This is a genomic window from Roseovarius sp. A46 (assembly GCF_004126395.1).
Taxonomy (GTDB): domain Bacteria; phylum Pseudomonadota; class Alphaproteobacteria; order Rhodobacterales; family Rhodobacteraceae; genus Roseovarius; species Roseovarius nitratireducens.
Genome location: NZ_PVWS01000004.1, coordinates 17,460 through 30,432 on the forward strand (window position 1 = coordinate 17,460; position 12,973 = coordinate 30,432).

11 protein-coding genes are annotated in these 12,973 nt (G+C 65.2%); 5 read left to right on the top strand and 6 right to left on the bottom strand.

Going from position 1 to position 12,973, the window contains the following annotated elements; genetic code table 11:
• Positions 1–2 precede the first annotated feature (2 nt).
• Positions 3–1,850 carry an ABC-F family ATP-binding cassette domain-containing protein gene (locus tag C6W92_RS03390; RefSeq protein WP_129431654.1) on the bottom strand — a complete coding sequence of 616 codons (1,848 nt, stop codon included), beginning with the start codon at positions 1,848–1,850 and terminating at the stop codon, positions 3–5.
• 133 nt (positions 1,851–1,983) lie between these two features.
• Here C6W92_RS03390 and ndk point away from each other — a divergent pair, with 133 nt between their 5' ends.
• Complete coding sequence (gene ndk / locus C6W92_RS03395; RefSeq protein WP_104019148.1) at positions 1,984–2,406, top strand: nucleoside-diphosphate kinase; 423 nt, start codon at positions 1,984–1,986, stop codon at positions 2,404–2,406.
• 75 nt (positions 2,407–2,481) lie between these two features.
• Entirely contained in the window at positions 2,482–3,021 is a 540-nt protein-coding gene (locus C6W92_RS03400) for an N-acetyltransferase (RefSeq protein WP_129431655.1), read from the top strand.
• Between the two features lie 307 nt (positions 3,022–3,328).
• On the opposite strand, the gene C6W92_RS03405 is transcribed toward C6W92_RS03400, so the two are convergent.
• From C6W92_RS03405 to C6W92_RS03425, 5 genes are all read right to left on the bottom strand, one after another.
• Complete coding sequence (locus C6W92_RS03405) at positions 3,329–4,378, bottom strand: zinc-dependent alcohol dehydrogenase family protein (protein ID WP_129431656.1); 1,050 nt, start codon at positions 4,376–4,378, stop codon at positions 3,329–3,331.
• Positions 4,379–4,405: 27 nt separating this feature from the next.
• Positions 4,406–5,434 carry a choline ABC transporter ATP-binding protein gene (gene choV / locus C6W92_RS03410; protein ID WP_129431657.1) on the bottom strand — a complete coding sequence of 343 codons (1,029 nt, stop codon included), beginning with the start codon at positions 5,432–5,434 and terminating at the stop codon, positions 4,406–4,408.
• On the bottom strand, positions 5,431–6,267 hold the full coding sequence (gene choW, locus C6W92_RS03415) for a choline ABC transporter permease subunit (protein ID WP_129431658.1): 837 nt from the start codon (positions 6,265–6,267) through the stop codon (positions 5,431–5,433). The genes choV and choW overlap by 4 nt, the downstream gene beginning before the upstream one ends.
• A gap of 82 nt (positions 6,268–6,349) precedes the next feature.
• Positions 6,350–7,276 carry a choline ABC transporter substrate-binding protein gene (gene choX, locus C6W92_RS03420; RefSeq protein ID WP_129431659.1) on the bottom strand — a complete coding sequence of 309 codons (927 nt, stop codon included), beginning with the start codon at positions 7,274–7,276 and terminating at the stop codon, positions 6,350–6,352.
• 104 nt (positions 7,277–7,380) lie between these two features.
• Positions 7,381–8,934, bottom strand: a complete 1,554-nt coding sequence (locus tag C6W92_RS03425) for an ABC transporter substrate-binding protein (protein WP_129431660.1) — start codon at positions 8,932–8,934, stop codon at positions 7,381–7,383.
• A 210-nt stretch (positions 8,935–9,144) separates the two neighbouring features.
• Between C6W92_RS03425 and betI the strand changes: the two genes are divergently transcribed.
• The 3 genes from betI to betA all read left to right on the top strand — a co-directional run bounded on the left by betI (position 9,145) and on the right by betA (position 12,964).
• Positions 9,145–9,729: a transcriptional regulator BetI gene (gene betI / locus C6W92_RS03430; protein ID WP_129431661.1), complete on the top strand. Its 585-nt coding sequence runs from the start codon at positions 9,145–9,147 to the stop codon at positions 9,727–9,729.
• Positions 9,726–11,237, top strand: a complete 1,512-nt coding sequence (gene betC, locus C6W92_RS03435) for a choline-sulfatase (protein WP_129431662.1) — start codon at positions 9,726–9,728, stop codon at positions 11,235–11,237. Before betI ends, betC begins: the two co-directional genes overlap by 4 nt.
• Before the next feature lie 71 nt (positions 11,238–11,308).
• Positions 11,309–12,964: a choline dehydrogenase gene (gene betA / locus C6W92_RS03440; protein WP_129431663.1), complete on the top strand. Its 1,656-nt coding sequence runs from the start codon at positions 11,309–11,311 to the stop codon at positions 12,962–12,964.
• Positions 12,965–12,973 lie beyond the last annotated feature (9 nt).

Consider the following 12,973-nt stretch of genomic DNA (forward strand, 5'->3'; position numbering starts at 1 on the left):
GCTCAGCCTTCCGCCTTTTCCAGCCGGGCGAGGGCGGCCTCCCACAGCGTTTCGGCGCGGGCGATACCGTCCTCGATCTCGGCATATTTGCGCTGCCAGGTGGCGAGCGTGCCGGGATCCTCGTAGATGTCGGGATCGGCAAGCTTGTTTGCGACCTTGCCCTCCATCTCCATCAGCTTCTCGACCCGGGCCTCGCAGGCGCGCACCTCCTGCCGCAATTTCAGGATCGCCTCGCGAGATGGCTTTTCTTTTTTCTTTACAGGTTTTTGCGATGTTTTCTTCACGTTCTCCGGTGGGGCCAGCAGCATCGCGCGATAGCTTTCCAGATCGCCCTCGTAGGGGGTCACCGTGCCACCCTTGACCAGCCACAGCCGGTCCGCCACCAGGCTCAGCAGGTGCATGTCGTGGCTCACCAGGATGATCGCGCCGGTATAGGCGGTCAGTGCCTCGACCAGCGCCTCGCGGCTCTCGATATCGAGGTGGTTGGTCGGCTCGTCGAGGATCAGCATATGCGGCGCATCCACCGTGGCGAGCATCAGCGACAGCCGCGCCTTCTGCCCACCGGATAGATTTTCTACTTTAGTTTCTGCTTGTTGCGGGCCAATTCCAAACCCCGCGAGCCGCGCGCGCAGCCGCGCGGGTGTCTCACCCGGGCGCAAGCGGCGGATATGATCGAGGGGTGTCTCGTCGATATGCAGCTCGTCCACCTGGTGCTGCGCGAAATACCCCGCGCGCAGGCGGGCGGCCTTGTGAACGTGCCCGTCAAGCAGATCAAGTTTGCCTGCCAACAATTTGGAAAGAGTTGATTTTCCTTCGCCGTTGCGACCCAGAAGCGCGATCCGGTCATCCTGGTCGATGCGCAGATCGAGCCTGCTCAGCACCGCGCTGCCGTCATATCCCGTGGCCGCCCCCTCCAACCGCAGGATCGGCGGAGACAGCGCCTCCGGTTCCGGGAATGTAAACCGCCTCAACGCCGCCTCCTGCGGGGCCGAGATGGGCTGCATCCGTGCCAGCGCCTTGATCCGCGCCTGCGCCTGCTTGGCCTTGTCGGCCTTGTAGCGGAAGCGGTCGACATAGGATTGCAGATGCGCGCGGCGCGCCTCCTGCTTCTTGGCCTCGGATTGCGCGGCGGCGATACGCGCGGCGCGTGTTTCGGCGAACTTGTCGTAACCCCCTTGATAAAGCGTGAGTTTCCGGTCTTCGAGATGCAGGATCGAGCCGACCGCGCGGTTCAGGAGCCCGCGATCGTGGCTGATGATGAGCACGGTATGCGGATAGCGTGCGAGGTAGTTTTCGAGCCACAGAGCGCCCTCGAGATCGAGGTAGTTTGTCGGCTCGTCGAGCAGCAGCAGGTCGGGCGCGGCAAAGAGCACCCCCGCCAGCGCCACTCGCATCCGCCAGCCCCCGGAAAAGGCCGAACAGGGCATGAGCTGTTCGTCATCGGTGAAGCCCAGCCCCTTGAGGATCGCGCTCGCCCGCGCCTCTGCGGACCAGGCGTCGATATCGGCGAGCCTTGTCTGGATCTCGGCGATCTGCGCGCCGTCGGTCTCGCTCTCGGATTTCTCAAGAAGATCAGAGCGTTCCGTGTCAAAGCTCAACACCGTGTCGAGGAGCGACACGTTGCTGCCCGGCACCTCCTGCGCCACGCCGCCAATGCGGGCGCGCCGCGGCAACGAGATCGCCCCGCCCTCCAGCGGCATCTCGCCCCGGATCAGGTGAAAGAGCGTGGTCTTGCCGGTGCCGTTGCGCCCTACGAGCCCGACCTTGTGCCCCTCGGGAATGAGGGCCGAGGCGTTCTCGAACAGGCGGTGTCCGGCAATGGCGTAGGTGATGTCGTCGATGCGTAGCATGGGACGGGGGATGCCCCATGCCGCGGCCAGCGTCAATCACGGCTTTTCAACGCGCAAGCCTCATGCTACGGGACCCGCGATCAAGCTGCGCGGGGTGTCTCCCGGCGGCATCACCCTGACAAAAGAGGCTGACATGGCTGTGGAACGCACCCTGAGCATCATCAAACCCGACGCCACCCGGCGCAACCTGACCGGCAAGATCAACGCCAAGTTCGAGGAGGCGGGCCTGCGCATCATCGCGCAGAAGCGAATCCAGATGACCCCGGCGCAGGCGGGCACCTTCTATGCCGTGCACAAGGAGCGCCCGTTTTATGGTGAGCTGTGCGAGTTCATGGCGAGCGCGCCGGTGGTGGTGCAGGTGCTGGAAGGCGAGGGCGCCATCGCCAAGAACCGCGAAGTGATGGGAGCCACGAACCCCGCCGATGCCGCACCGGGCACGATCCGCGCGGAATTCGCCGAGTCGGTCGGCGAGAATTCGGTCCACGGCTCGGACGCGCCCGAGACTGCGGCGGTCGAGATTGCCTATTTCTTTTCGGGGCTTGAGCTGGTCGGCTGACCGCGCTGCCTATGATCTGAGCGAGGGCCGCACCCCGGCGAGGGGCGCGGCCCTTTTTCGTTGGAAAGGTTTGTCATGGAGATCATCAACGGGATCGCGGGCCGCGAAGAGCCGATCACCGCGCTGTTTCACGAGACCTTCACGGCCTCGGAGGGCGCTGCGGAGGGCCGGATCGTCGCCGGGCTGGCGCATGATCTGCTGACCCTCACGCCTGCATCCGACATCCGCGTCTTTCGTGTCGAGGAGACGGGCCGTGTGATCGGCGCGGCAATCTTCTCCCGTCTCATTTATCCTATGGATACGCGGCGCGTGATGCTTCTGTCGCCGATGGCGGTGGCACCGGATTGGCAGGGTCGCGGCGTGGGGCAGGGGCTCTTGCGCCATGCTCTGGAGGCGCTGCGTGCCGAGGTGGCGGAGGTGGCGCTGACCTATGGCGATCCTGCCTTCTATCGGCGGGTGGGCTTTGCCCCCGTCACCGAGGCCGAGGTGCAGCCCCCGTTGCCGCTCAGCGCGCCGCACGGGTGGTTGGGGCTGTCGCTGACCGGCGATCCGATGCCCGCACTCTCGGGCGTCCCGGTCTGTGCCGCTGTGCTCAATCGAGCGGATATCTGGTAGGGTTGCACGCTGCGCGGCATACGCGAGCGGCCGCTCTCGACCATTAACTCCGGATCAGGGCTCCGACCTCTCAGATACTTGCGAAATCGCGAAAGATCGGAGTGGGGGCGGGCCGTGTCCGCTTGTCGTCGCGGGGCGGGCGCGGGGGGCGCGGCGGGCCGCTGCGAGTGGTTTCTTGCTCGGTCATCTGCCTCATCCTTGTGGTTGGGCAGGGCGACCGGGAGCCGCCCGTGCCGTATGCAGTGGCAACAGGAGAGCAGGATTTCGCGGCAAGGCGATGCCGGAAAAGCGGCGTTGTGATGACGGCTCAGGCGGTCATGTCATCGACCACCGTCACCCCGGCACCGCCATAGCCGTCCATCGCGGCGAGCGCGGCATGGAGCCCCGAGAGCCCGATCCGGTGGGTGACGAGGCGGGCAGGGTCGAGCCGTCCGGCGGCGATCATCCCCATCAGCGCGGCGAAGCGATGCGCGCCAATGCCGCGCGTACCGTGCAGCGTGATCTGGCGGGAATAGACCATGTCCAAAAGCGGCAGGTCGGGTGTGGCGTGGTCGCCGAGGGGCATCCCGATCTGCACGTGCCGTCCCATCTTGCGCAGGCTGTTCAGCGAGTTGTGAAAGGTCGCGGTGATTCCCAGCGCGTCGAGCGAGACATCCGCGCCGCCGCCCGTCAGGTCACGTACCGCCGCGCCCACGTCATCGGTGGTGCTCGCGTCGAGCGCCGCCGTGGCCCCGAGTTCGCGCGCCAGCGCCAGCGCCGCCGGATTCACATCCACCGCGAGGATGCGCGCACCGAGCGCCGCCGCGATCAGGATGGCCGACAGACCCACCCCGCCGCAGCCATGTACCGCCAGCCATTCGCCGGGCGCGAGGGCTGCGCGGTCCACCAGCGCGCGGAACGCGGTGGTGACGCGACAGCCCATGCCCGCGGCAGCGGCGTAGTCCATCGCGTCGGGCAGGCGCACGAGGTTGAAATCGGCGCGCGGGATGGCGATGCGCTCGGCAAACGCCCCCCATTGGCTGAACCCGATGACCTGCTGATGGTCGCAGATGGTGGGCTCGCCGCCGCGGCAATCGGGGCAGGCACCGCAGCCGAGGATGAACGGCGCGGTGACGCGCTCGCCCACGCTGAAGGCATGGCATTCGGGGCCGACCTCGATCACCTCTCCGGCGAATTCGTGGCCCATGACGTGGGGCAGCACCACGTCCGGGTCAGCCCCTTTCCAAGCGTGATGATCCGAGCGGCACACGCCGCAGGCGCGCACAGCGATCACCGCGCCGTCACGCGGGCAGGCGGGGTCGGGCAGGTCGGTGATCTCGACCGGGTCGGCAAAGCGGGAGAGCAGGGCGGCGCGCATCGGGGTTCCTTGGTCTGGTGGGGCGCGTCAGGTGCGCGGGTCGAGCAGCTTGGCGAGGATGCGGTTGCGGGTGATCTGGCCCAGCAATGCGCCATCCTCGACCACGCCCACCGGCGCGTCATGGCCCTGCGCCGCCTCCATCACCGCCTGGATGGTCGCGTCGGCGGGTACTGTGGCGTCGGGCGTGCCCTTCGCGGGCTCCATCACGTCGCGGGCGCAAAGCACGCCCAGTGGGTTCATGTGCGCCACGAAATCGGCCACGTAGCCGGTGGCGGGGTTGGTAAAGATATCCTGCGGCGTGCCGCATTGCACGATGCGCCCGCCCTCCATTATGGCGATGCGGTCGCCCAGCTTGAACGCCTCGTCGAGATCGTGGCTGACAAAGATGATGGTGCGCCCCAGCGTCTTTTGCAGGTCGATGAGTTCGTCCTGAAGATGCGTGCGAATGAGCGGATCGAGCGCCGAAAAGGGCTCGTCCATCAACAGGATTGGCGCATCGGTGGCGAAGGCACGGGCGAGGCCCACGCGCTGCTGCATCCCGCCCGACAACTCGGCCACGCGGCGGTCGGCCCAGTCGGAGAGATTGACCAGTGCCAATTGATCGGTCACCCGTCGCTCGCGCTCGGATTTCGGGATACCCGCGAGTTCGAGGCCCAGCCCCACGTTCTCCGCCACGCTGCGCCACGGCAACAGGCCGAATTGCTGGAACACCATCGCGATATGGTGCTGGCGCAGGCGGCGCAGGGTGGCGGCATCCGCGTTCGTGACGTCCACCATGCTGTCACCGTCATGCACCTCGACCTTGCCGCGCACCACCGGGTTGAGCCCGTTGACCGCGCGCAGGAGCGTGGACTTGCCCGAGCCAGACAGCCCCATCAGCACGAGGATTTCGCCCGTTGCCACCGACAGGTCGCAATCGTGCACACCGAGGATCTGGCCGGTTTGCTGCTGGATATCGCCGCGTTCGCGGCCCTCGTCCATCAGCGGCAGCGCGCTCTCGGGGGCGTCGCCAAAGACGATGGAGACGGATTTGAAATTGACGCTGGCTTGGGTCATTTCCGGCCCTCCATGCGCAGCATCCGGTCAAGCACGATGGCCACGACAACGATCATCAGCCCCGACTCGAAGCCAAGCGAGATATTCACGGTGTTAATCGCCCTGAGCACCGGCACGCCGAGTCCGTCGGCGCCAACAAGCGCCCCGATCACCACCATCGAGAGCGACAACATGATGGTCTGGTTGAGACCGGCCATGATCTGCGGCAGGGCGTAGGGCAGTTCGACCTTCCACAGCGTCTGGCGATTGGTGGCTCCGAACGCCTGCGCCGCCTCAAGCAGCGGCTGCGGCGTGTTGGCAATGCCCAGATGCGTCAGGCGGATGGGGGCGGGGACCACGAAGATCACCGTGGCGATGAGACCCGGCACCATGCCGATGCCGAAAAACACGATTGCCGGGATCAGGTAGACGAAGGGCGGCAACGTCTGCATCAGGTCGAGCACGGGGCGCATTCCGTCATAGAGCCGCGGACGGTGCGCGGCGGCGATGCCGATGGGCACGCCGATGGCCATGCAGAAGATGCAGGACGACAGCACCAGCGTGAGGCTCTCGGTGGTTTCCTCCCAATAGCCCTGGTTGAGGATGAAGAGAAAGCCCAGGGCCACGAAAAGGCAGGTTTTCCAGTTGCGCTGAAGCGCCCATGTGAGGCCCACGAAGACGGCGATGATCACCAGTGGATGCGGCGTCTGGAGCACCCAGAGAAAGGCGTCGATCAGCGCTTCCATGAGGAGGGCAAGCGCGTCGAAGAACCCGGCGGCGTTGTCCTGAAGCCAGAGAAAAAAATCCTCGGCCCAGTTGCCGACGGGAATCTTGTGATCGCTCAGCCAGTCCATGGGAATGCCTTGACTTTGAATGTTCGGAAGCAGGAAGAGAGGTGCCGCCCCGTGTCAGGGCCGGGGCGGCACAAGAAGGACATCACAGACCCAGGTCGGCCTTGACCGCGGCCATCGCGTCGCCACCGTCCTGCGTGGTGACGCCGTCGAGCCAGCCGTCCAGAACGCCGGGATTGGCCTTGAGCCATGCGGCCGCCGCCTCTTCGGGGTCGGCCCCGTCGTTGAGGATCGCGCCCATGATCTCGTTTTCCATGGCGAGCGTGAATTGCAGGTTTTCAAGGAATGTGCCGACATTCGGGCATTCTTCGACATAGCCTGCTCGGGTGTTGGTATAGACCGTTGCGCCGCCGAGGTCGGGGCCGAACCAGTCATCGCCGCCGGTGAGGTAGGTCATGTCGTGATTGGCGTTCATCGGGTGCGGCTCCCAGCCGAGGAAGACGATCGGCTCTTCGCGGCGGTCGGCGCGGCTGACCTGCGCGAGCATGCCCTGCTCCGAGCTTTCCTTGACTTCGAAGCCCTTGAGGCCAAAGGCGTCGGCCTCGATCATGTCGAGGATCAGGCGGTTGCCGTCATTGCCCGGCTCGATGCCGTAGATCGTCTCGTCGAGCGCTTCGGCATGCTCGGCGATGGCGCCGAAAGAGGTGATGCCGAGCTCTGCCCCGGCGGCATTGGTGGCCAGCGTGTATTTCGCCCCTTCGAGGTTGGCGCGCACGGTGTCCACGGTGCCGGCCTCGCGGTAGGGGCCGATGTCGCCTTCCATGGTGGGCATCCAGTTGCCGAGGAACACGTCGATGTCACCTGCGGCGAGCGAGGTATAGGTCACCGGCACCGAGAGCACCTTGGTCTCGGTCTCATAGCCCAGTGCCCCCAGCACAACCGTAGTCGCGGCGGTGGTGGCGGTGATGTCGGTCCAGCCCACATCGGAGAAGGTGACGCTCTCGCAATTGGCGAGCGCGGGGCCAGCGGCGGTGGCCAGCGCGAGGGCGGAAAGCGTTGTCTTTAGGGTCATCATGTCTCTCCCGTTATCGGTTGTCCGGGCGTGCGGCCCGGTTGGCCAAGGGCCCGGAGGACAATCCCCCCCGGGCCCCGGCATGACGGCGCAGGTGGTCAGGCTCAGGCCATCCACCAGCGCTCGACGAAGCGCATGCCGTCAACATCCCAGTTAGAGCTCATCTCCTCGGTATGTGCGATCTTGGTGGAGTTGCCGAACACCCAGTTGGCGAACATCGGGATGATGACACCACCCTCGTTCGACACCAGCGCCTGCATCTCGTAATACATTTCGCGGCGCTTGTCCTCGTCGAGCTCGGATCGGGCCTTGATCATCAGCTCGTCGAACCGCTCGTTGCACCAGAAGCTGTCGTTCCAGGATGCGCCGCACTGGTAGGCAGTGGAGAACATCTGGTCCTCGACAACTCGACCGGACCAGTAGACCGAGACGAAGTCCTCCTTCATCCAGATGTCCGACCAGTAGCCGTCATTCGGCTCACGCGACGGGGTAAGATTTATCCCCGCTTCGGCGGCCGAGGACTGGTAGAGCACGGCGGCATCGACCGAGCCGACAAAGGCCGCGTCGGCGGCCGATAGCTTGACGTCGATGCTGTCGAGACCGGCTTGCTTGAGGTACCATTTCGCCTTGTCAGGATCGTAGCTCTTCTGTTCGAGCTCGTCATTGTAGAAGCGCTGGCCCCGGCCGATCGGGTGGTCATTGCCCACCGAGCCGTAGCCGAACAGGATCTTGTCTACGAGTTCCTCGCGGTTGACCGCGTATTTCAGCGCTTGCCGGACATTGTTGTCGTTGTAGGGAGCTTCGCGGGTATCCATCGCGAAAGTGTAGTGCTGCGTCCCGGCAACCGCGTTGATCTGGATGTCGGGATTGCGCGACAGCAGGTTCACGGTCTTGAGATCGAGCCGGTCTGCCACGTCCACGTCGCCCGAGACGAGCGCCGTGGTGCGCGCGTTTTGATCGACGATGGCAATGATCTCGGCGCTATCGAACCAGGCCACGTCATCGCGCCAATGGCCCTCATGCCGCTCGACAGAGTAAGAGACGCCGGGATCGAAATCGATCAGCTTGTAGCTTCCGCATCCATCGCCAGAGCGCCAGTCGATGCTATCGCCGTCGGCGGGACAGATGGTCAGGTGATAGTCGCTGAGGATGAACGGAAAGTCGGCATTGCCGCCATCGAGGGTAAAGACGACCGTATCGTCGCCCTCTGTGCTGATGTCCTGGATTGGTGCCACGATCGGCCCGGCAGCGGAGGTCGAATCCTCGCCGCGGTGGAAGTTGATCGAGTTGACCACGTCCGCCAGTTCCAGCGGCTTTCCGGAATGGAAGGTCACGCCGGGGCGGATCTTGAAGCGCCAGACTTTGGCGTCGGGCGAGGCTTCCCAGCTTTCAGCAAGTTCCGGCCGCAACGAGCCGTCCTGCGCGACCTCCGTCAGGTGGCCGTGAATCGCGTAGGAGAGCGAGGTGGTGAAGCTGTTCTCGTACGTGCCGGGATTGAGCGTGTCGGTAGTCTGACCGTGGCCAATGGCGGCACGCAGGTGGCCACCACGCGACGGCGCGGCCTTCGCGCGCATGGGCATGGAGGCGGCAAGCGCTGCGCCTGCGGTAGTGGCCATGAAGCCGCGGCGATTAATACCGCCAGTGGTGATGCGTGTCATTTTCGGTTTCTCCCTTTGGGTTGTTTCGGACCAGCCTCGCGGATCGCGTGCGGTCATCTCTTATGTGTTAAAGGCTAATATGACGCTGGCGTGAAATACAACGTCATTCTCGTGAAGGTTCCCTGTCGTGCCCTCTCCCGGGTTATTGATTGACGAGTCAATTAAACACGATTACGCCGGTCTGGCAAGATGACCCTCGGGAGGCGATCCATGCCCAAGCTCGGAATGGAGCCCATCCGGCGCGGCGCGCTGGTGGAGGCCACGATTCACGAGATCGGCGCGCGCGGCGCGCTCGACGTGACGGTGGCGCAGATCGCGCGGCGCGCGGGCATGTCCTCGGCGCTGGCGCATCACTATTTCGGTTCCAAGGAGGCGCTGTTCGCCGCTGCCATGCGCCATGTGCTGTCGCTCTACGGTGCCGAGGTGCGCGGTGCGCTCAGCATGGCGAGAACGCCGCGCCAGCGCGTCGAGGCGATCATCCGCGCCAGCTTTACCCCGGCGCAGTTCCGACCTGAGATGGTTGCCGCCTGGCTCAATTTCTATGTACAGGCGCAGCGCTCGGATGCGGCGCGGCGGCTGTTGCATGTCTACCAGCGGCGGCTGCGCTCGAATCTCTATCACGCCTTCCGGCAGGTACCGGGATGCGACGCGACCACGCTCACCCGCGGCTGCGCGGCGATGATTGACGGGCTTTATATCCGCCAGTCACTCGGCGAGGGCGGTGTTGCCCCGGAGGCCGCAATCGACGTGCTGCTGCGCTATCTCGACACCAGCCTGCCCCAGGAGGAAAGATGACCCACCGCCCCAATATCCTGATCTTCATGGTCGATCAGTTGAACGGCACGCTCTTTCCCGACGGTCCGGCCGAGTGGCTGCACACGCCCAACCTGCGCAAGCTGGCCGAGCGCTCGACGCGGTTTGCCAATACCTACACGGCCAGCCCGCTCTGCGCCCCGGGGCGGGCGAGTTTCATGTCGGGGCTGCTGCCCTCGCGCAGCCGCGTCTACGACAACGCCGCCGAGTTCTCGGCGGATATTCCCACCTATGCCCACCACCTGCGCCGGGCGGGCTATCAGACCTGCCTGTCGGGCAAGATGCATTTCGTCGGCCCCGATCAGTTGCATGGCTTCGAGCAGCGGCTCACCACGGATATCTACCCCGCAGACTTTGGCTGGACGCCGGATTACCGCAAGCCGGGCGAGCGGATCGACTGGTGGTATCACAACCTTGGCTCGGTCACCGGCAGCGGCGTGGCCGAGATTTCCAACCAGATGGAATACGATGACGAGGTGGCCTTTCACGGCGCGCAGAAGGTCTATGATCTCGCCCGCGGCCATGACGCGCGGCCCTGGTGCCTGACGGTGAGCTTTACCCATCCGCATGACCCCTACGTCGCGCGGCGCAAATACTGGGACCTTTACGAGGAGTGCGAGCATCTCCTGCCGGAGGTGCCCGCCATGGCCTACGCGGATCACGACGCGCATTCCAAACGTATTTTCGATGCCAATGACTGGCGGGCGTTCGACATCACCGAGGAAGACATCCGCCGCTCTCGCCGCGCCTACTTCGCCAACATCTCCTATCTCGATGACAAGATCGGCGAAGTGATGGCGGCGCTGGAGGCCACCCGGCAGGAGGCGGTGATCCTCTTCGTGTCGGATCACGGCGACATGCTGGGCGAGCGTGGGCTTTGGTTCAAGATGTCGTTCTACGAGGGCTCGTCCCGCGTGCCGCTGATGATCTGTGCCCCCGATATGGCGCCGGGCCTCGTGGCCGACCCGGTGAGTAATATCGACGTCTGCCCGACGCTCTGTGACCTGGGTGGTGCCGACATGTCCGAGGTGATGCCCTGGACCGAGGGGCAATCGCTGGTCCATCTCGGACAGGGCGGCAAACGCGACGCCCCTGTGGCGATGGAATACGCGGCCGAGGCAAGCTACGCGCCGCTCGTCTCGCTGCGTTATGGCAAGTGGAAATACAATCGGTGCTCGCTCGACCCCGATCAACTTTTTGACCTGGAGGCCGACCCGCACGAGTTGACCAATCTCGCGGATGACTCCGCCCATGCCGGCACGCTGGCGCAGTTGCAGGCCAAGGCCGCGGCGCGCTGGGATCTCGACGCCTTCGATGCGCAGGTGCGCGAGAGCCAGGCGCGCCGCTGGGTGGTCTACGAGGCACTGCGTCAGGGCGGCTATTACCCGTGGGATTACCAACCGCTGCAAAAGGCATCGGAGCGCTACATGCGCAACCACATGGACCTCAACGTGGTCGAGGAAAACCAGCGTTTTCCACGGGGCGAATAGGGGGGGCGTATGATGACGTCATCTTGCCAGGGATATCCACACTCCCACGCGGGCAACCGGAGGAGGTGCTGATGGAGGCCGACTACGTCATCGTGGGCGCCGGCAGCGCGGGCTGCGCCATGGCCTACCGGCTCAGCGAGGCCGGCAAGTCCGTGCTGGTGATCGAGCATGGCGGCACCGATGCCGGCCCCTTCATCCAGATGCCCGGCGCGCTCAGCTATCCGATGAACATGCGCCGCTACGACTGGGGCTACCAAACCGAGCCCGAGCCGCACCTCGGCGGGCGGCGGCTGGCCTGTCCGCGCGGCAAGGTGATCGGCGGTTCAAGCTCGATCAACGGCATGGTCTATGTGCGCGGCCATGCGCATGACTACGACCATTGGCGCAATCAGGGCTGCGACGGCTGGGGCTACGCGGACGTGCTGCCGTATTTCAAGCGGATGGAGGCTTGGGACGACGGCGGGCATGGCGGCGACCCGGCGTGGCGCGGAACCGATGGTCCGCTGCATGTAAGCCGCGGCAAGCGCGATAACCCGCTGGTGCGCGCCTTCGTCGAGGCGGGGGTGCAGGCGGGATACCAGCGGACCGACGACTATAACGGCGAAAAGCAAGAGGGGTTCGGCCCCTTCGAGATGACGGTCCACAAGGGCCAGCGCTGGTCGGCGGCGAATGCATACCTGAGACCGGCCCTGAAGCGCGAGAATTGCGACCTGCTGCGCGGGCTGGTGCAGCGCGTGGTGACCCATGAGGGCCGCGCAACCGGCGTAGAGGTGCTGCGCGGCGGACGGAGCGAGGTGGTGCGCGCGCGCGCCGAGGTGATTCTCGCGGCCTCTTCGATCAATTCGCCGAAGCTGCTGATGCTGTCGGGAATCGGTCCGGCGGCGCATCTCTCCGAGCACGGCATCGCGGTTGTGGCCGACCGGCCCGGCGTTGGTGCGAACCTGCAGGATCACATGGAGCTTTATGTCCAGATGGCCGCCAGCCAGCCGGTGAGCCTCTTCAAGTACTGGAACCTTTTCGGCAAGGGCTGGGTCGGGCTGCGCTGGCTTCTGGGTCGGCAGGGGCCGGGAGCCTCGAACCAGTTCGAGAGCTGCGGTTTCATCCGTTCCCGCGCGGGTGTCGATTACCCCGATATCCAGTTCCATTTCTTGCCCATTGCCGTGCGCTATGACGGCAAGGCGGCGGCCGAGGGGCACGGGTTTCAGGCCCATGTCGGCCCGATGCGCAGCGAATCTCGCGGCACGATCACCTTGCGCAGCAGCGATCCTGCCGACGACCCGGTGATCCGCTTCAACTACATGAGCGCGGAGAGCGATTGGATAGATTTCCGCCGCTGCATCCGGCTCACACGCGAGATATTTGCGCAGGAGGCCTTCGCGCCCTATCGCAAACACGAGATACAGCCTGGTGTCGAGGTGCAGAGCGACGACGCGCTCGACGATTTCATCCGCGAGCATGCCGAGAGCGCCTATCACCCCTGCGGCACCTGCCGGATGGGTCGCGCGGATGACAGCGATGCCGTGGTCGATCCAGATGGGCGGGTGATCGGCGTCGACGGCTTGCGCGTGGCCGATTCGAGCATCTTCCCGCGCATCACGAACGGCAATCTCAACGCCCCGTCGATCATGGCGGGCGAGAAAATCGCCGACGCGGTGCTGGGCCGCCGCCTGCCGCCGGACAACGCGGCCCCGTGGCTTCACCCCGATTGGGAACACGCGCAGCGGTGATCGCGCATT